This window comes from Herbiconiux gentiana (assembly GCF_024978135.1).
Lineage (GTDB): Bacteria > Actinomycetota > Actinomycetes > Actinomycetales > Microbacteriaceae > Herbiconiux > Herbiconiux gentiana.
The window spans coordinates 146,735-165,056 of the sequence record NZ_JANTEZ010000004.1 but is presented as its reverse complement, the minus strand read 5'-3'; the positions used below and the strand labels follow the sequence as shown (position 1 = coordinate 165,056).

Here is an 18,322-nt window from a genome sequence, read left to right as displayed (position 1 = left end):
CAGGAGGTGGGAAGTTGGGCATCAAGCTCTTTGGCAACGGAACACACTCCGGCCCTTCCTACTTAGATGACTCCAACATCGTCGACCTGACTCGCGTGACATTCATTACCCCTGGGTCGACCGTTCTAGTCGCCATGGAAATTGATCGAATAGTGCAGCAGGGTGTCGATCCCGTGTTCATCCGTCCCCAGAGCGGTGATGTATCGAATTACCTTGCCCGCATGCGACTCGGACAGTTCCTGACTGACCTCGGAGTACCTCACGACCTGCCTCACGTGCGCGAGCACAATGTTGGGAACGCCTTAGCTGAGCTGACCCTATTTTCTAACTCCGCGGAAGTGGCAGATCTTGGAGCACAACTTCACGGATTGTGCGAACGCATCGACGAAGACCTGGCGGCGTCGCTCTACGTCTGCGTATGCGAAGCGGGAAACAACGTTCAGTATCACTCTGGACGCAACGTCGGCTACTTCGCCGCCCAAATGACGCACAACAAGACTAGATTTCGGTTCGCAATTGGAGATGCGGGACGGGGGCTCCGAGCATCTCTCGCGCATAAGGGTGCGACAGACGATCTTTCCGCAATCCAGCTGGCACTCGAAGAGGGCGTGTCAGCCATCGACGAAGACGGCAGGGGCTATGGCGTTCGAGACATGACCGATGGGCTAGTCGCTATTGGTGGCAACATCGCGATAACCTCCGGCACGGGGTTTCACATAGAGAGTCCCACCGGGCCGGTCAGGAGAGACTTCGAACGGTCAGTGCAAGGAGTGCTCATCCACGGGTTCGTTCCAATCAAGTAGCGTCCAGGGAAGGCGTCACACTATGGTGTGAGATAATAAACGTGGCACTATTTGACAGTGCCTTTATTTGTTGGTAAGGGTCGTGATCATGTTCAAGATTGAGCTACCGCGCCTTGTGGGAACCCGGGAAGCTGCAACTGAGCTACTCGAGCAAAAGCAGATTCCAGTGGAACTCGCTGGCGCAGACGTATACATCCTTGGCCGAAGCCTCGCGACATCGACGATCTCATTCGCCGATGAGTTGCTGAAGCAGCTCTCTGCTCGTCATGCCGGGGACATTATCCTGGTCGGAACACCCGGCCGTTTCGAGAACGACATCAAGAACGCAGCGGCCCGTCGGAAGCTTGACAGCGTTCGGCTGGGAACGCAGCAAGACGTCGCTCTGTTCTAGTTTTTCTTCCGTGAGAATTCGCGGATACGTTCCACCACCGCGATGAATGCAACTTCCTCGTGTTCGGTGCTGGTGAAGACGTCCTTTGAGGCGTACTTTTGGCCGACCTCGATGTATTTTTTGGCGAGCTCCACTACCTCTGCGTCGGTAGTGCGAGCGGCCGAGATGATGATGTCGGTGTAGATCTCATCTAAATGCGCATCCCTCTTGGAATCCACAGCCTTACCCCCGCTGCCGTACTTTCGATACGCGTTTCGACCACGGCGCAAAGCTTCCAGGGTGGCACTCGCATCTTTGCGGTTGTTAGTTCTCCGCCTGGAACTGGACTTCCACGAGTTGTTGACTAGGGCACTGATAACTCGCGACCCTGCGAGGCCAACGAGAAGTGATCCGATGAGACCCCACCAGAACTCCGGCGGCACCGCTACGTTCACGGATTCCGCTGCTAGAGCGTTCGCGATGCGCATGAGGGGATCCTACTGCGAGCTAACACTTCAACTCCCACATCGCGGGCGCGACGGCCGCTCAGCTTGAACTGACGACTCTGCTTGTCCTAAAGAGATGGGCCGTACTCATCGCATGACCCGATTGTGCAAGCAGTGGCAGAGGGATTGCGGCATGCAGGTCGGGAGAAGTGTCCGCCCAAGGTGGACACACCCCCCGCCTGATTTCATGCCATCCGTCCCCGCAGTTTCCTGGTTGCATAGGCGGCGGCCGACCGGCCAATTAGTTCCTCCGACATCGCCGTAGATGGATTGATCGTCTGATTGAACGTGACGTTGCTACCACTGCCCGCGGCCGCACCTCCCGCAGTCACGTAGGTGGGCTGCACTGGCGTTCCGTACCTGAGTGCGGCGTCGTTGACGCCGTAGATCTCGGCGGCTGAGGCCAGGTCCATCGAGGTGGACGGGTAAAGACCATTCGTCGCGGCGTCCTGGGCGGCGAGGGAAGCCAACCCGACAGCTCCCAAGCCTCCATTGATCCCATCAAGCAGAGCTCGGTGAGAACTAGCCTCAGACGCTCGAATCATGTACTCGCCGTTGGATGCGCGAATGATGATGTCGTCGGAGGTGCCGGAACCGGGGCCATAAATCGGCCCGCCCGTCGCGTACCCGTCTGGACCTCGATTCGCTGCAGCTTCGTCCTGTCGGATGACATAGGCGGGGATGTTGATTCCGCGGGCCTCCCAGAACGAAACGATGGAGGCGATCCTGTCGCTCATCGTTTCGGCACCGGTCAGGGTCACGTTTGTCACGACGTCGGTCGGGATGAGCCCAACCTGATCGGCGAGTGCCTTGGCCGCGTCCTCGGTGAGCCCCATCTCGGTGGCGGTGCTAATGAATTCCGCTCGACCCTTCTCCATCGCGTCCCGCGCTGCCTCGGTGTCTCCGGTCTGAGTGACGATCGCTGACGACAGGGCCAGCGTGGATGATGCGAGGCTGTCCAGCATCTCGTTATTGGCACGTCCGGCTGCTTCCGAGTCGTCAAGGGTCGCGGTCCAGCCCTCTGCACCCATCGCCTCTTCGATGTCATCAATTGCCTGCTCGAACTGCCGGGTCGCATCGCGAGTATCGAGGTTCGCTTTTCCGAACCCTAGGATCTGATCGGCGAGGGCGTTGATGTCGTCCGCGGCCTTCTGCGAAACGGTTCCGACACCCTCGATCGCTATGGCGGTGTCGTCGGCGGTTTCGCCGGCGTCACCCATTGCCTCCTTGTTGTCCCGCCACTGCGCCTGAGCCTCGGACAGCTTCTCGTTCTGACCGCTCAGCCGATCCGTGAGGGTCTGGTACTGGTCCTGGTTGATGTCTCCCAAGATGTCGAAATCGCCGTCTTTGACTGTGGCGGCGTACTTCTGTGCGATGGCATCCACTTGGGCCATGGCGTCACGGTTCCCGAGCGCAGCGTCAGTTGCGATGTCCAGGCCGATTCCTGCTTTGCGGGCCAGGTTGAAGGTGCCGTCTGCCTCAAGCTGGTTGATGACGAGCTGGCGGGTGTTCTTCGTGAACGCCCCGGTGTTCTCGTCCAAAGACGCGGACAGGTCATCTACGGCCTGCTGCTGGTCGGCGTTGATCTGCAGGAACTGAAGGCCGATAACGCTTGCGGCGGCGATGGCGAGTCCCCACGGGCCGGTGAGGACATTCGCGACCCCAGACAGTGCCCGCCCGGTGATCGGCATCTGGGTGGTGATCGTGGTGAATGCGTCGCGGAGCTCGGCCAGCTTGACGACACCGAACCCTGCAGCGCCGGCCAGCAGCCCGGCTCCCGCGGTGAAGCCGGCAACGCCGAGAATGGCGTCCTTGACCGGGTCGGGGAGGTCGTTGAACCCGTCGACGGCGTCAGTGACGTTCTGCACGAGATCACGGAGAACGTCGTTCGCGCTCGACCCCGTTTCGATGAGCGCAGTATCGAGGGCACCGCCCAGAGCCTCAATGTCACCGTTCAGGTTGTCGAGTCGTGTCGCGGCAGTCTCCGCGGCATAGCCCTGATCATTGACGGCCTCCGTCCACTCTCTGATGCCTTCGGAACCCTCTTGGTACAGAACCGACGCCGCCCGAACCGCATCCGCTCCAAAGATCGTCTTGAGGGTCGCGTTCTGCTGCTCAGTCGTCAGACCGCTGAGACCGTCCTTGAGCTTCCCGGCATACGCCTCGAGCCCGATGAACTGGCCCTGTGCGTCGTAGGCGGTCAGGTTGTACTTTTCCATCGCCTCTCGCGCCTCCGCGGACGACGGCGTAAGAGACTGCAGCATCGTCTTGAACGACGTACCAGCGTCAGACCCCAGCAGGCCCTTAGAGGCGAATGCAGCAAGCGCGGCGGTAGTCTCTTCGATCGAGAGGCCCGTCTGCTGGGCAACCAAACCGCCCTGGTTTAGCGCGGCGGCGAGATCGGTTACGTCACCCATCGCCTTGCCCGCACCGGCGGCAAGTAAGTCGGCGACGTGAGAGACGTCCGAACCCTTCAGCCCGAAGGTCTGCAGAGCCGTCGCCGCGATACCCGCAGCGTCAGCAACTTCCAGGTTTCCCGCTGCCGCGAGGTCGAGCGCTCCGGTCAGCCCTCCGTCAAGAACGTCAGCGGTTGAGATACCAGCCTTCGAAAGTTCCTCGATCGACTGAGCGGCCTCCGTCGCGGAATAGACCGTCGATGCCCCCGCTCTGAGCGCGGCGTCGCGCAGTAGATCCATGTTTTCGGCGGACTCGTGTGTTGCGGCCTTCACCGCTGAGAGCTGCTGATCAAAGTCAGCGAACTTCTTCACGGCCAGGGCGACGCCAGCGCCCGCAGCAGCACCGATGGCGAGCATGCCGCCGCTCAGCTCGCGAATACTTGTGGAGCTTTTTCCGATCTCCTTGTTTGCTGAATCGGCGAAGTCGACAGTCTTCTTTCGGGCCTGCTCCATAGCAGCCAGGTAGTTGCTCACCTGAGCGGAGAGGGTTACTTTCACGACGCGATCGGCCATGGGGGTCACTCCTTGTGTTTGAATTCGTTTTGAAATACGGGTTTGAATACATCGGATGGGCAAAAGAAAGCCCCAACACCCGGTGTTGGGTGTCGGGGCGGAAGAATGGGGAAATTCCCCACTCTCAGAGCGGCGAGGGTTACCTACTGAGGAATAACGCCGTTCTCGTCGGGGCGGACTCGCCGGTACATGAGTAGGAGGTGGTTGATGTTCTTGAGGATGATCGGCATCTGGAACGTATTCGCCTCCTCCGCGAGGTAGAAAGACATCAACTTCAACGACTCATGCAGGACAACCCGCGTGTAGTCAGGCGACTTCTGCGCGACGTGAATCTCCGCCAAATACTGGCTCGCAAGGTGCTTGCGCTTGCTTTCATCGAAGGCAAGCAGCAAGCCGGCCGAGATCCGTTTCACGTCCGCATCAAAGCGCTCCTTGTCGATCAGGATCTCTTCACCATCGCTCCCCACGATCCACGTAAGCGGCTTGTCCGGTTGGTCTTGGTCTGTCACGTCTCTCCTTGTCTCGCCGGGGCAGGTGAGTCGTTTGACTCACCAGGATTGTGGGCTAGATGTCCTCTGGGCGGAACACCCCATCCGGGAAGGCAGCCCACGCCTCATCATCGCCAGGCAGAACTTCAATGCCGCGGGCCTCAGCCCACGCGTTGCGGGCGCGCATCCACTGGGCGTAACGTTCGGCGTCGTCGCGGCCCTCCCACCGCTCCTGATCGAACACAGCCAGACGAGCCGGCAGACCGCCGTTCTTCGCGACCTTCTCGCGCCGCCTCATGTCGCCGCGCTCGCCCGCCGAACACCCACACGCTGCTGAGGCTTCCTGCCGGCCGACTCCTCCTCACCCATCGGGATGCGAAGCGATGCCATGCATTTCGCGAGAGTCACGGCCTGCTGCCGAAACTCAACAATTGCGGGGTTTGCCTTCATACCTTGAGGGGAGGCAACGACCACATCACCGTCATCTATTACCTTCTGCAAACGATCAAGCGTGTCCGCAATGCGGCAAGCCTGCAGCAGTACAGACCTCTCGTGCTCGTCCAGCTCGAAGTCATCCATCACCTGCTTCCAGAGGCGTCTGCCGCCCAGCCTGAGCCCCACAGGGGGCTTCGCCTTCGTCATTGTTCCTATCCTTTCCGGGGCTCATACAGGCCCTCACGACCCAATAGGGCGATTGATCCAGCCTCCGGAGACGTACGTCGCCTACACCCGGAGGGGCGGGAGGAGCCGGTTTGGGGTGGGTCCCCCCTGGGTGCCTGCATCGTCGTGATTGGTGGTCACATGCGTCTCATCACACCAGCGCGTGTTGGGTCGTGCTCTTCCGTGAATCCGCCGGTGATGGTGATGCTCACTTCGGTGCCGGGTTTCACCACTGTGGTGATGTCTGGGCTGATGACGAGGGCTGCGGATCGTTTAGATGCGTAGCCGGCGGCGAGGAACAGCGCTCGAGCCTGCTCCTCGGGAAGGGTGAGCGTGTGCCGTCCGATCGTCACGGTGCCCGTTGTGTTGTCTGTGCCGGTCACGGTCACACCATGTAGGCGAGGGCTCGTGCCATGCCACCGGATGTGAAGTAGTGCTCCATGACTGCGAGGTCTTTCGCCGCTTCCGCGATGGCCGGGTTGGCGGATGCGTAGGAGTTGTAGACGTCGCGGTAGCCGCGGTCGAGTGCGACCTCGGCGACTGCCGATGCGAGCGCCTTGTCACCGCTGGTGAGTGCGCGTTCCATGACTCGGGCGGCGTCGTCTCGGTCGGCGAGCTTCGCGGCGCGGTCCTGGGCGTCTCGGTAGCTGATGATGGAACTCGAGTCGTAGCCGACTGTTCCCATCACGGTGCGGCGCAGCGAGTCACGCCTGTCAGTCGCGAGCTTGTTCTCTTCGGCTCGAATCGATGCCATTCGCGACCGCGCTGCTTCCTTCATCTCTGCGAGGTCGGCTTTGCGGCCCTCGGGTGAGAGGTTGGGGTTGTTCTCGATCGCCTTCTGGTCATCCCCGATGGTCTTCTGAAGGCTCTTAGCTCGAGCTCGCACTGCTTCGATCTGCTGGTCAAGTGCTTCAAGGCTCATGGTGTTCTCCTTTGTCGGTAGTGTTCGAGGTCTTCGCGGGCGATAGTCCATCTCCCGTCGATCTGTGTTGCGGTGAGGCGGTGTTCTGCGATCGCGAGTCGTACTGCTCGGGGTGTGATGTGGAGCAGTTGAGCTGCGGTTGCGGTGCCTACTGATGTTGATGTTCGCTCGGCTTCCGCCTTGGTTGCAGGCTGGGTTCCGGTTGCGGAAGCGACCCAGCTGAGGCCGGCGACCTTCAGCGCGACGAGCACGTTGCTGATCTCCGCGTCAGCGCCCCGCACATCTATGCGGTGGCGGTCGAGGTCGCACGTCCGGTAGAGCCAGGCTGCGACTCGTGCAGGGACCACCACTACCGGGGCTGAGCCGCCGTGAAGGTATGACTCTGGTTCCCGCGCTGGCATCGTCGATGTCCTCCCGCCCACGCACTAGGCATCAACTGGCTTCCTTCCTTCCGGGCGTCGCCGTTGGCCAGTCGATTACCCGCCCATCGTTTGCTTCTTCGCGCTCGCCTAATTGCCTGTCCTGTCCTGTCCTTTCCTCGCCTGTCCTGTCCTCCGTCGAGCCCGTTACGTCACGCGTTACGTCACCCGGTACAGGGAAGGAGGGTTTGGCTTTGGCTCTCGCCTTCCGTTGCCGGAGTCTGTTGTTCTCTCGCCTCGCCTCGACGACGGTCGCAAGCTCCTGACCCATGCGCCGTTCCCAATCGGGTACGACGATCGCGTCGCCATTGGGTCGCCAGAGATCGGCCTCCACGAGCTCACCCAGTGTTCGAGCGTCTACCCCTTCAGGGTGCAGAAACCGCATCGCGCGTCTTGGAATAGACCCATCGGTTCCCGCCTCGTTCGACCACATAAGCGAGCCGGTGAAGGTCCGCCACGCTTTGTCACTAAGGCCGTCCATGATGGGGTCAGTGAGCCACCGGGCGGGTAGTCGTGTATCTGTCAATCGGAGTCACCTCCTTTCATAGGAGAGGGGCCAGCGGGATCGCTCCGCGCTGGCCCCTCGGGGTCAAGTAGTCGTCGCCGCACCTACGGCCATTCGGATTCGCCCTCCCGCTCCGTGCGAGCTGCAGCCTCTATGAGTCGCACGGCGAGGCGGACTGCCTCGTCAGGGAAAAGGTCAGCCTGAACACCGCATAGGTTGACGATGACGACAGGGGACGTCTCCTCGAGCGCCCCCGTCTCCGTGGTGATCGCGCCTGCTGCTCTCGTCTCGATCGTCGTCATGATCGCTGTCCTCTCGTAGCGGGTCGTTCGGGCATCCTGTCGGCGATCCGGTCTAAGTCCTGCTTGTCGTACAGCACCCGGCGGCCGCGCCCCTTCGGCGTAATATCCTTCTGCTCTCGCAGTGCGTCGAGATCACGGAGGCTGAGGCTGAGGTAATAGGCAGCCTGCTCGCGCGTCATCAGCCTGGGCGCGAATTCGACTCGCGTCACGTAGAGGGACATCAGGCGTCGCCTCGGAGGTAAGCCGGGACCGACGCTGACGGGGCGTCACACCAGCCTTGCTGCTTCAGCAGGCTGGCAGGTGTGACGCCGAGAGAGCCGGCGATCTGCGCCAACTCGGTCATCGTGGTGTCGGCAAAGATTCGACGTCGCGGAGTTGCGTTGCGGTCGACTGCTGCCTCCACGAATTCACCAACGGTCGTGTCGGCGGCCGTCGACAGCGTCGCGAGCTCTTCCAGTAACGCTGGACGTCTCCCGGCGTAAAGGTCACGAGCTCGTCCGACCGAAACCTGCAGGATCTCAGCCAGAACTATGCAGCTCCATCCATGCGCACCGCACTCATTGCGGATCTGAGCCGCAATCGCCTGGCGCAGACTTAATGAGCTCTTCGCTTGTGGGACAATGGTGTCAAGCATTTCGGACTCCCTCGTGGTTGTTGGATTCGAACTGAGCCCCCGCCTCGTCCGCGGGGGCCTTCTTTTTTGAGCCCCAGACGAGCCCGCGCCGGGACTGTCTGAAGGTGTAAAGACTTGTCAGGATTCGCACGAGCGGCCCCGAGTCGGACTGGTTGAGGCGGATCGTGAATCCGTCGGGCCACGAGATGAGAACTTCGCCGTCAAGGCGTCGCACTACCTCATCCCCCGTCGGGTCCGCGTAAGTCAGCGGGTTGAATCCGAGGGCTTCGCCAGCTCGGATTGGGGAGCTCATGTCTAAGAGGCCTCCCGGGCGAACTGAGCCTCGATCCAGGCGTCGATCTGATCTTCACGGAACATCCGTCTCCCGCCGATCAGTGCCGAACCGGGTGCGGTCCCGCGGTGAATCATCCATCGGATCTGAGCCTCCGATTTGCGCAGCCGTTCGGCTGCTTCCGCCAAGGTGAGGAGCTTGGTCACAACATCTCCATTCAGGATTGAGATTGACTGTACGCAATCGAGCATAGCCGATTTTGATTGGGATCTCTAGCGAATATGATTGCGGCGTGCCTTCCGAAGAAAACACCCTGTCCAGAGACGAGCGCCGCTTTGCCGAGCAGGTGCGGATATTGCGAGAGGAAAATGGGTGGACGCAAGCCGACCTGGCCGAGCGTATGCAGCAGCAGTCCCTGGCCTATGTCACGCAATCCACGATTTCGCGGATCGAGAAGGCAACTCGCCCTGTTCGCATGATGGAAGCGCAGGCCTTCGCCCAAATCTTCGGGAGAAGCACCAGTCTGTTGATTCATCCAGACTCGAGAGAGAAATTTATTCAGATTGCCGCGTCGAACCACAAGCACGGCAGGGGGTCGTACGTGAAGCTGAAAGAGGGAGCGCGAGAGATGGCCGAGGCGCAAGCGCGCGTCTCGAACGATCTAGAACGCCTTGAAGAGTTGTTCGGCGACGGGTCAACGCTCCATGAAGACTCGCGGCCGATCTTGGAAATGCTTCGTCACAACATGACTCGGTTCGTGGCGATAGACCCGATAGCTGAGACCACCGAGATCATCGAGGCGGTGAGAAAAAGGCGTGTCGAGCATTCAGAAACGCCCTGACGGTAAGTGGCGTGCCCGATACCGTGATGCGGACGGCAAAGAACACGCCCGGCACTTCAAGTTCAAGAACAACCCACGCGACCCTGAGAACTCCGCACAGCACTGGCTCGATCAGGTCACGACTGCCGTTCATACTGGGCAGTACGTCACGCCCGACCGTGGACGGCTCACCCTCGGGGACTACTTCGACGAGATGGCCGCTCGAAAGGACTGGGAGAGCTCCACACATCGCCAGATGCGTCTGGCGGTCGACGACAGCGGTATGCGCGGACGTCGTCTTCAGTCCATACACCGCGCCGACGTCGAGACCTATGTCCGGGCAATGGTCGACCGGAAGCTCGCGCCTCGAACGGTCAAGACGCGGCTAATGCACCTCGGGGCAATCTTCAACGGTGCCGTGCTGGACAAGCGCATCGCCTCCAACCCCGCCACCGGAGTCAAAGGTCCAGCGCTCACCAGGAACCGCTCAACGGCCGCTGACGCCCCCGACTCGATCGGGCCAACCTTCCCGTCCTCTGACGACGTCTCAGCGCTTCTCGCGACCGCCGAGGGGACCCCGTTCGCCATCGCCATTGCAATTGCCGCGTTCGCTGGCCTCAGGCTAGGTGAGATCTGCGGCCTCACCGCCGCCGACGTTGACCAGGCCGGGGGAGTGCTCCGTGTCCGCCGGCAAGTGCAGCGCGACGCCTCAGTCTCGACAGCGATCGAGATCCGCCCGCCCAAGTACGGATCCGTCCGAGACGTGCTCGTTCCCGAGCAGCTCGTCGAACGCATCCGCGAGCACATCTGCGTGCACGGCACGTACGGTGAGGTTGGATGGCTGCTGCCCGGGCGGGTGCTTCCGGCGGGGCTCGCCGACGTCGCGTTCCCCATAGCTCCCGGTGGCGTCGGACCGATGTGGCCCCGAGCTTTCGAGACCGAGTGGACACGCACCCGCCGAGCAGCCGGCGTCGACACCAAGTTCCACAACCTCCGCCACTACGCGGCGGGCGGAATGATCGCAGCCGGATGCGACGTCGTCACCGTGCAGCGCCAGCTCGGACACAAGAATCCGAGCCTCACCCTCGACGTCTATGCGGCCCAGTTCCGTGGCCCCGACTCGCGGGCGAAAGATGCTCTCTCGCGACTCATGGCCGACACTCTTGCGGACTAGGCGCGGACTGAAGCGGCCTAGTCCCGCGTGATCACTGGCCTGTAATGGCTGAGAGCGCAATTCCCCCCATCTCCACCAGCGCCGTTGTCGTACGTTGTTGTTTTCCGGCCCTCGCCCATCCGGGCGGTCGGGCAATCCGTCTTGTCGACGAATGCTCAGCTGAGCTATCCTCGGGTCATGGAGACCATCAGCCCACGTCGTTCAGTCGCAGCCGTCGGCCTGGTCGCCGTCGTCGCCGTCGTCACCTCGGCCTTGAGCGGATGCTCGGCCGGCGCAGGCCCGGCGTCGTTCGACCGGGTGCAGTCGGCCACGCTGCAGATCGAGGCCGAGGGCACGTTCGCCGATCCCGAGAACGGGCAGAGCGGCGAGCAGCCGGGGGCGGGCTCGGGGTTCTTCATCTCCTCCGGGGGCCTCGCGGTCACCAACAACCACGTCGTCGCCGGTGCGGGCACCATCTCGGTTCGGGTCGGTGGAGACGACGGCAAGGAGTACGACGCCCGGGTGCTGGGTGCCTCGGAGTGCCTCGACATCGCCGTGCTGCAGGTCGACGGCGAGTCCTTCCCGTTCCTCGGCTGGCAGAAGGGCGACATCACCACCGGCGAGCAGGTCTACGCGGCGGGCTTCCCGCTCGGCGACCCCGACTTCACGCTCACCCAGGGCATCGTGTCGAAGAACGACACATCCGGTGAGTCGGCCTGGGCATCTCTCGATCACGTCATCGAGCACGACGCGAAGATCAGGCCCGGCAACTCGGGTGGCCCCCTCGTCAACAAAGACGGCGCGGTGGTCGGGATCAACTACGCGAGCATCGGCGAACTCGACTACAACTTCGCGATCCACCGCGACGAGGCGCAGGCGGTGCTCGACCGCCTGATCGACGGCACCGACGTCCAGAGTCTCGGAGTGAACGCCCAGGCCCTCCCGGTCGACGACCAGGGCGAACCGCTGGGCGTCTGGGTCAGCTCGGTCGATGCCGGTTCGCCGGCCGATGCTGCGGGAGTCCTCCCGGGCGACGTGCTGTTGCGCATGGCCGGCACGACCCTCGCCACCGAGGGCACGCTCGAGCAGTACTGCGACGTCCTCACCACTCAGGGCGCCGACGACACGATCGACGTCGACGTGTACCGTCCGGGTGACGACACCTTCTACCGGGGCCAGTTCAACGGAACCGCTCTCACCGCCGTGGTGGTGCCAGGTGCCGACGCGGGGTCGGCGCCGACCGACGACGGCCGGGAGTACGCGACGATCACCGACGACACGGGTGTGCTGAGCGTCGACGTGCCCGTCGAGTGGGCCGACGTCGACGGAGCGTCGTTCACGGGTCCGGGTGGGCACGAGTTCCTCGATGTTCGAGCGAGCACCGACCTCGAGGCTTTCGCTTCCTCGTGGGGCACGTCGGGCGTCACCGTCTCGGCGGCCGAGGCGGCGGTCGATCTCACGCCGGAGAGCATCTTCGCCTCGTTCGGCGGGTACACGGCTCAGTGCACCCTGAAAGAGACCGACGGGTACTCCGACGGGGTCTACACCGGGCAGTACCAGTACTACACGGGCTGCGGGGGCGTCAGCGACTACGTCATCGTGGTGGCGCAGCCGAGCGACGCCTCGTACGTCATGGTCGTCTCGGTCGCCATCGCCGACCCGGGCGACCTCCCCGCCATCGAGCACATCATGGGGAGCTTCGCGGCCACGTTCGAGTGACCCCGGCTCAGACGGCGGGCTCAGACGGCGGGCTCGCCCGTCGGGTCGGGGGCGGTGGGGTCGTCGAGGGCGGTGCCGCCGAGCGGTTCGCCCGCCCACTCCACGCAGGTCCACCCGTCGTCGGGGGAGCCCTCGAGCACGACCACGGCGGTGTTGGCCAGTTCGAGCGAGATGCTCGTCGACTCGTCGATGTTCTGCGAGAACCACGCCGCCCAGGTGCGGATGGCGGCGCCGTGGCTGAACACCGCCACCGTTCCCTCCGGATGCGCGGCGGCGAGCTCGGCGATGGCCGCCGAGTACCGTGCCACGAACTCGGTGCCGTTCTCCCCGCCGGGGATGCGTGCCTCGATGTCGGTCCACCACGACAGCAGCGTGCGCATGTAGCTCGTGACCGATGGCCGGTCGCTCCGGCCCTCGAGGTCTCCGGCGGAGATCTCCTGCAGGCCCTCGAGCACGACGGGATCGAGCCCCAGGGCGGCGGCGAGCGGTGCCGCGGTCTCCTGCGTGCGCCGCATCGTCGAGACGGCGATCGCATCGATCGACTCGGCGACGAGCGCGGCCGGCACGGCGGTCGCCTGCTCCCGGCCGAGCTCCGTCAGGCCGGGGCCGGGCACGACCGTGCCGATCTCGCCGTTGACGTTGTCGATGGTCTGGCCGTGTCTGATCAGGAGGAGTCGCATCCCGCCCAGCCTACGGCTGCCCACCGGTCAGCGCCCGCAGCCGATCGCGCAGGCGCTCCGCGTCGAAGGGTGCGTGACCGGCCGCGTCGTTGTCGAAGTACACCACCACGTCGCGCGGGTCGCCGTCGGGGGTGCCGCTCCCGTCGAGCCAGCGCCCGATCCGGGCGGCCCAGTCGTCGAGCTCCTCGTCGGTGTAGCCGCTCGTGTAGAGCTCCCGGGATCCGTGCAGCCGCACGTAGACGAGGCTCGACGTGATCGCCCGCGGCTCCACCCAGCGCCCGGCGGTGTCGGCGATCACCAGGCCGATGCCGTGGGAGCGCAGCAGCGCGGTGGGGCCGTCGCCGAGGAACGACGGGTGCCGCACCTCCAGGCTATGCCGGAGCGGCAGGTCTGCCTCGATCTCCAGGTGCACACGACCCTGCAGCCGGTCGTCGTGACCGCGGGCGAGCGTCAGCGCCTGGCTGGTGCTGCGGGGCAGCTGATCGAAGAAGCTCTCGAGCAGCGGGCCGTCGAAATCCTGCCGCTCGGGCAGCTGCCAGAGCACCGGGCCGAGCTGCGGGCCGAGGGCCAGCACGCCCGAGGCGAAGAAGTTCGCCAGAGCGGTCTCGACCCCCGCCAGCCGCTTCATGTGCGTGATGAACCGGCCGCCCTTGACGGCGAAGACGAAACCGGGCGGCACCTCCGAGCGCCAGCGCCGGTAGCTCTCCGGCCGCTGCAGCGAGTAGAACGAGCCGTTCAGCTCCACGCTGTCCATCCGCTCGGCCACGTAGGCGAGCTCTCTTCGCTGCGTCAGCCCGGTGGGGTAGTAGTCGCCGCGCCAGCGCGGGTAGCGCCAGCCCGAGATCCCCACCAGGGCCCGGGTTCCGGATGCGCGGCTGTCCACCCTGCAGACGATACGTCCGCGGCGCCTGGGCCGGGAGGGCCTGGCGCCGCGGACGCGGAGGGGGTAGTGCCGTGGGTCGCGGGAGCTACTTGGCGGCGCCCTTGAGCGTTCCGGCGACCTTGCCGTTCGGGTCGCCGATCAGGCACGAGACCAGGCGGTCGTCGCCGTCGGTCCACGAGCCCTCGGTGGGCGTGAAATACGTGTAGCCGAGCGTCGAGTCGTCGTAGGAGATGCCGACGAAGCTCTCGAACTCGGTCAGGCACTGCTCGTCGGCCTGGGTGTTGATCGCGTCGGTGCCGGGGAACTCGTCTCCGGTGAGCTCGAAGTCGGCGTAGACCTCGAAGTCGTGCTCGTCGGCGCAGTCGACCAGCGGCACCTCGCTCACCTCGGTGCCGTCGGTGTCGTTCAGGCACTCGCCCACGCTCAGCGCGAACACGTCGGTGTCGGTCTGCTCGATCTCCTCACCCGTGGTGGAGTCGGTGGCCGGCGGGGCCGAGCTCGGGAACAGCGCGGTGCAGCCCGACAGCGAGAGGCCGGCGAGGAGCACGGCGGCTGCGGCGAGCGAGCGGGTGGACGATGAGAGCTTCATGAGGCCTCCGAGCGTAGGGATGGACGCCGGGAACCCCGCCCCCGGCATCAGCACCTGGGAAACGGCTGTGCAGGCCCCCGCGAGACCATTATGGCCCCGACGTGACCAATTCGGGGGCGGGCGACGACGACGTCAGGCGCCTCGCGCGATCAGCGACAGCGCCTTCTCGTGCAGCAGCCCGTTGCTCGCCAGGGCGCTCCCGCCCCAGGGGCCCTCGACGCCGTCGGCCGAGCTGAACCGTCCGCCGGCCTCCTCGACGATCGGCGCGAGGGCGGCCATGTCGTAGGGCTTGAGGTCGAACTCGGCGGCGAGCTCGAGCTGCCCCTCGGCGACCATCATGTACGACCACATCTCGCCGTAGGCGCGCGTGCGCCAGACGGAGCGAGAGAGGGCGACGAGCTCGTCGAGCCGGCCCTCATCGTCCCACCCCTTGAGGCTGTTGTAGCTGAGCGAGGCGTCCTCGAGTGAGGAGATGCCGGAGGTGCGGATCGCCCGGGCACCGTCGCCCCGGGCATCCAGCCGATCGGTGGTGAAGGCGCCGAGCCCCGTGGCCGCCCACCAGCGGCGGCCGAGGGCGGGGGCCGAGACCACGCCGACCACGGGCACCCCGTCGATCGCCAGCGCGATCAGCGTCGCCCAGACCGGCACCCCGCGCAGGAAGTTCGCGGTTCCGTCGATCGGGTCGACGATCCACTGGCGGTGCGGGTGGGCTCCGGATGCGCGGCCCCCGCCCTCGTCGGCACTCTCGTCGGGGTCGGCCTCGCCCTCGGTCTCGCCGTACTCCTCGCCGAGGATCGAGTCGCCCGGGCGCGCGTTCGCGAGACCGTCGCGGATCGACCGCTCGACGGCCTGGTCGGCATCCGTCACCGGCGTGCGGTCGGGCTTCGTGGTGACGTGCAGGTCGTGCGCGCGGAAGCGCTGCTGCGACAGCAGGTCGGCGGCATCGGCCAGCTTCAGGGCGAGGGCCAGGTCGTCGGAGAGGTCGGTCAGGGACTCGGGGCGGGGCGTCGCGGAGCTCACGCGACCAGGCTAGCGGGAGCGACGCTCAAGCGCCTCGCGAGCGGGCTTCTGCCGCGACCCAAGGACATGCACGAGCCGCGCTCAGGCGGTGGTCTGCAGCAGCTTCTGCAGCGACTCCAGGCGGGCGCGCCCGCTCTCGCCGAGTTCACCGGCCTCGACGCGGTCGACGATCTCCCAGTCGTGCGCCTCGGTGAGCGGGATGCCGCCGGGCGGCTCGCCCTCGGGCACCCGGGCGGTCTGCGCGAACGAGCGCAGGATGTTCGCCGGGTCGACGTGGCCGAGACCGAACGATCGCACCCCGGGTGTGTCGATGATCCACCCGGTGCGGCCGTCGGACGAACGCAGCCGGAGGCACAGAGTGGACGACGAGGTGTGCCGGCCGCGGCCCGTGACGGTGTTCACGACGCCGGTCGCACGGTCGGCGCCCGGCACCAGCTCGTTCACCAGTGTCGACTTGCCGACGCCCGAGTGGCCTACCGTCACCGTCGTGTGGCCGACGAGCAGATCGGTCAGCTCCTCCAGCGGCACCTCGTCGCGGGAGAGGGTGATCACCCGGATGTCGAGGCAGGCGAACTCGGCCAGCAGCTCGCTCGGGTCGGCGAGGTCGGTCTTGGTGATGCAGAGGATGGGCGTGATGCCGGCGTCGAACGCCGCCACCAGGTAGCGGTCGATCAGGCGGGCCCTGGGCTCGGGATTCGCCGCGGCGACCACGATCAGCATCTGATCGGCGTTCGCGACGATCACCCGTTCGACCGCGTCGGAGTCGTCGGCGCTCCGGCGCAGCAGCGTCGAGCGCTCCTGCACCCGCACGACGCGGGCGAGGCTGCCCGGTTCGCCGCTCACGTCGCCCACGAGGTCGACCAGGTCGCCCGTGACGATGGGTGTGCGGCCGAGCTCTCGGGCGCGGGAGGCGGTGATCTCGTGCTCCTCGGCGGTGTCCTCACCGATCAGCACGGCGAAGCGGCCGCGGTCAACCGTCATGATGCGGCCTGTGACCGCGTCCTTGTGGTCGGGGCGCTGTTTCGTGCGCGGGCGGTTGCCCTTGGGGTTCGGGCGGATGCGGACGGCCGACTCGTCGAAGTCGGGGTCGTCGTCATCGTCGTCGGCCGAGTCCCACCAGCTCACAGGCCACCCACGACCGTGGGCTGCTCGGGGGAGGCGTGGCCGAGCATCGACGCCCAGAGCTCGGGGAACTGGGGCAGCGTCTTCGCGGTGGTGGCGATGTCGTCGACCAGCACCCCGTCGACGGCCAGTCCGATGAGGGCGCCCGCGGTCGCCATGCGGTGGTCCTCGTAGCTCGACCAGAGGCCGCCGTGCAGCGGGCGCGGGGTGATCTCCAGACCGTCCTCGAGCTCGATCACCTGACCTCCGAGGTTGTTGATCTCGGTGGCGAGGGCAGCGAGCCGGTCGGTCTCGTGGTGCCGGATGTGGCCGATGCCCGTGATGCGGCTGGGCTCGTCGGCCAGCGCGGCGAGGGCGACCAACGGCGGCGCGAGCTCGCCCCCGGTCGACAGGTCGATCGACACGCCCCGGATGCTCGTGCCGCCGGTGACCGTCAGCCGGTCTCCGTGGCGCTCCACAGTGGCGCCGAACAGGGGCAGCAGCTGCTCCAGGTCGGCCCCGACCTGGGTGGTGGACTCCGGCCAGCCGGAGATCGTGACGCTGCCGCCGGTGACGAGCGCGGCGGCCAGGAACGGAGCCGCGTTGGACAGGTCGGGCTCGATGTCGATCTCGATGCCCGCGATCGGCCCGGGAGCCACCCGCCAGCGGCCGGTCTCCTCGGACTCGGCGTCGACGCCGCGGCGCACCAGCGCGGCGACGGTCATGTCGATGTGCGGCTGGCTGGGCAGCCGGGCGCCCTCGTGCTGCAGCTCGAGGCCGTTCTCGAAGCGCGCGGCGGCGAGCAGCAGCCCGCTGACGAACTGGCTCGAGGAGGAGGCGTCGATGGTGAGCGCTCCGCCCTCGACGCGGCCGGAGCCGTGCAGGGTGAACGGGAGTGCGGCGCGGCCGTCGTCGGCGATGTCGGCGCCGAGCGCGCGGAGCGAGCTGATCGTGGTGGCCATCGGCCGGCGGCGGGCGCCCTCGTCGCCGTCGAAGGTGACGGGGCCGAGCGCCAGGGCGGCGACCGGGGGGAGGAAGCGCATCACGGTGCCGGCGAGTCCGCAGTCGATGGTGGTGCTGCCGAGGAGCTCCGCGGCGGGGGTGACGACGAGGTCGGGGCCGAAGGCGCCCTCGCCCGGTACCTCGACGATGGTGGTGCCGAGGGCTCGCAGAGCATCCGTCATCAGGGCGCTGTCACGGGAGTGCAGGGGAGCGCGCAGCCGCGACGGGCCGTCGGCCAGGGCCGAGAGCACCAGCTCGCGATTGGTGAGCGACTTCGAGCCGGGCAGAGAGAGCACGGCCGAGACCGGGCCCGAGGCGCGCGGCGCGGGCCAGTGCTCGACCACCGACTGCGGCGAGTCGTCGCCGTAGGGGTTGAACTGCGGGGCGGAATATCTCTGGACAGGCATCGGTTATCAGAATAGTCGCCTGCAGCATCGGCTGCCGGGGCGGCACGAGCACAGTGCAGGCGCATCGTGCCTCGCACAGTGAAGGAGTGATGTGACCGC

The 18,322-nt window shown here is 65.4% G+C and carries 23 protein-coding genes; 5 read left to right on the top strand and 18 right to left on the bottom strand.

Annotated elements, in window-relative coordinates:
* Window positions 1–14 precede the first annotated feature (14 nt).
* Complete coding sequence (locus NVV95_RS11200) at window positions 15–803, top strand: hypothetical protein (RefSeq protein ID WP_259486630.1); 789 nt, start codon at window positions 15–17, stop codon at window positions 801–803.
* 88 nt (window positions 804–891) lie between these two features.
* A complete protein-coding gene (locus tag NVV95_RS11195) occupies window positions 892–1,194 on the top strand; it encodes a hypothetical protein (RefSeq protein ID WP_259486629.1) in 303 nt (100 codons plus the stop codon).
* Here the strand turns inward: NVV95_RS11195 and NVV95_RS11190 are convergent.
* From NVV95_RS11190 to NVV95_RS11140, 12 genes are all read right to left on the bottom strand, one after another.
* Window positions 1,191–1,661 carry a hypothetical protein gene (locus tag NVV95_RS11190; protein ID WP_259486628.1) on the bottom strand — a complete coding sequence of 157 codons (471 nt, stop codon included), beginning with the start codon at window positions 1,659–1,661 and terminating at the stop codon, window positions 1,191–1,193. The two genes, NVV95_RS11195 and NVV95_RS11190, sit on opposite strands and share 4 nt — an antisense overlap.
* Window positions 1,662–1,864: 203 nt before the next feature.
* Window positions 1,865–4,648, bottom strand: coding sequence for a phage tail tape measure protein (locus tag NVV95_RS11185; protein ID WP_259486627.1), 2,784 nt, complete (start codon window positions 4,646–4,648; stop codon window positions 1,865–1,867).
* 143 nt (window positions 4,649–4,791) lie between these two features.
* Window positions 4,792–5,157 carry a hypothetical protein gene (locus tag NVV95_RS11180; RefSeq protein WP_259486626.1) on the bottom strand — a complete coding sequence of 122 codons (366 nt, stop codon included), beginning with the start codon at window positions 5,155–5,157 and terminating at the stop codon, window positions 4,792–4,794.
* A gap of 55 nt (window positions 5,158–5,212) precedes the next feature.
* Entirely contained in the window at window positions 5,213–5,434 is a 222-nt protein-coding gene (locus tag NVV95_RS11175) for a hypothetical protein (RefSeq protein WP_259486625.1), read from the bottom strand.
* Window positions 5,431–5,778, bottom strand: coding sequence for a terminase (locus NVV95_RS11170; protein WP_259486624.1), 348 nt, complete (start codon window positions 5,776–5,778; stop codon window positions 5,431–5,433). Before NVV95_RS11170 ends, NVV95_RS11175 begins: the two co-directional genes overlap by 4 nt.
* Before the next feature lie 155 nt (window positions 5,779–5,933).
* The gene (locus NVV95_RS11165) at window positions 5,934–6,179 is read right to left on the bottom strand and encodes a hypothetical protein (protein ID WP_259486623.1); all 246 of its coding nucleotides are present in this window, start codon (window positions 6,177–6,179) and stop codon (window positions 5,934–5,936) included.
* A 2-nt stretch (window positions 6,180–6,181) separates the two neighbouring features.
* Window positions 6,182–6,718 carry a hypothetical protein gene (locus NVV95_RS11160; RefSeq protein WP_259486622.1) on the bottom strand — a complete coding sequence of 179 codons (537 nt, stop codon included), beginning with the start codon at window positions 6,716–6,718 and terminating at the stop codon, window positions 6,182–6,184.
* Window positions 6,715–7,119: a helix-turn-helix domain-containing protein gene (locus tag NVV95_RS18485; RefSeq protein ID WP_375163812.1), complete on the bottom strand. Its 405-nt coding sequence runs from the start codon at window positions 7,117–7,119 to the stop codon at window positions 6,715–6,717. The genes NVV95_RS11160 and NVV95_RS18485 overlap by 4 nt, the downstream gene beginning before the upstream one ends.
* Window positions 7,120–7,746: 627 nt before the next feature.
* Window positions 7,747–7,944, bottom strand: a complete 198-nt coding sequence (locus NVV95_RS11155; RefSeq protein ID WP_259486621.1) for a hypothetical protein — start codon at window positions 7,942–7,944, stop codon at window positions 7,747–7,749.
* A complete protein-coding gene (locus NVV95_RS11150) occupies window positions 7,941–8,165 on the bottom strand; it encodes a helix-turn-helix domain-containing protein (protein ID WP_259486620.1) in 225 nt (74 codons plus the stop codon). Before NVV95_RS11150 ends, NVV95_RS11155 begins: the two co-directional genes overlap by 4 nt.
* Window positions 8,165–8,578, bottom strand: coding sequence for a hypothetical protein (locus NVV95_RS11145; RefSeq protein WP_259486619.1), 414 nt, complete (start codon window positions 8,576–8,578; stop codon window positions 8,165–8,167). Before NVV95_RS11145 ends, NVV95_RS11150 begins: the two co-directional genes overlap by 1 nt.
* Before the next feature lie 294 nt (window positions 8,579–8,872).
* Window positions 8,873–9,055, bottom strand: a complete 183-nt coding sequence (locus NVV95_RS11140) for a helix-turn-helix transcriptional regulator (protein WP_259486618.1) — start codon at window positions 9,053–9,055, stop codon at window positions 8,873–8,875.
* 86 nt (window positions 9,056–9,141) lie between these two features.
* On the opposite strand from NVV95_RS11140, the gene NVV95_RS11135 reads away from it, so the two are divergent.
* From NVV95_RS11135 to NVV95_RS11125, 3 genes are all read left to right on the top strand, one after another.
* On the top strand, window positions 9,142–9,690 hold the full coding sequence (locus NVV95_RS11135) for a helix-turn-helix transcriptional regulator (protein WP_259486617.1): 549 nt from the start codon (window positions 9,142–9,144) through the stop codon (window positions 9,688–9,690).
* Window positions 9,665–10,843 carry a tyrosine-type recombinase/integrase gene (locus NVV95_RS11130; RefSeq protein WP_259486616.1) on the top strand — a complete coding sequence of 393 codons (1,179 nt, stop codon included), beginning with the start codon at window positions 9,665–9,667 and terminating at the stop codon, window positions 10,841–10,843. The genes NVV95_RS11135 and NVV95_RS11130 overlap by 26 nt, the downstream gene beginning before the upstream one ends.
* Window positions 10,844–11,020: 177 nt before the next feature.
* On the top strand, window positions 11,021–12,541 hold the full coding sequence (locus NVV95_RS11125; RefSeq protein WP_259486615.1) for a S1C family serine protease: 1,521 nt from the start codon (window positions 11,021–11,023) through the stop codon (window positions 12,539–12,541).
* Window positions 12,542–12,561: 20 nt separating this feature from the next.
* Here NVV95_RS11125 and NVV95_RS11120 read toward each other — a convergent pair whose 3' ends face one another.
* From NVV95_RS11120 to aroA, 6 genes are all read right to left on the bottom strand, one after another.
* Window positions 12,562–13,221, bottom strand: a complete 660-nt coding sequence (locus tag NVV95_RS11120) for a histidine phosphatase family protein (protein WP_259486614.1) — start codon at window positions 13,219–13,221, stop codon at window positions 12,562–12,564.
* Window positions 13,222–13,231: 10 nt separating this feature from the next.
* On the bottom strand, window positions 13,232–14,104 hold the full coding sequence (locus NVV95_RS11115; protein ID WP_259486613.1) for a DUF72 domain-containing protein: 873 nt from the start codon (window positions 14,102–14,104) through the stop codon (window positions 13,232–13,234).
* Between the two features lie 85 nt (window positions 14,105–14,189).
* The gene (locus NVV95_RS11110) at window positions 14,190–14,693 is read right to left on the bottom strand and encodes a septum formation family protein (RefSeq protein WP_259486612.1); all 504 of its coding nucleotides are present in this window, start codon (window positions 14,691–14,693) and stop codon (window positions 14,190–14,192) included.
* 132 nt (window positions 14,694–14,825) lie between these two features.
* Entirely contained in the window at window positions 14,826–15,713 is an 888-nt protein-coding gene (locus tag NVV95_RS11105; RefSeq protein ID WP_259486611.1) for an inositol monophosphatase family protein, read from the bottom strand.
* 81 nt (window positions 15,714–15,794) lie between these two features.
* Complete coding sequence (rsgA, locus tag NVV95_RS11100; RefSeq protein WP_259486610.1) at window positions 15,795–16,838, bottom strand: ribosome small subunit-dependent GTPase A; 1,044 nt, start codon at window positions 16,836–16,838, stop codon at window positions 15,795–15,797.
* Complete coding sequence (gene aroA / locus NVV95_RS11095; protein WP_259486609.1) at window positions 16,835–18,223, bottom strand: 3-phosphoshikimate 1-carboxyvinyltransferase; 1,389 nt, start codon at window positions 18,221–18,223, stop codon at window positions 16,835–16,837. The genes rsgA and aroA overlap by 4 nt, the downstream gene beginning before the upstream one ends.
* Window positions 18,224–18,322 lie beyond the last annotated feature (99 nt).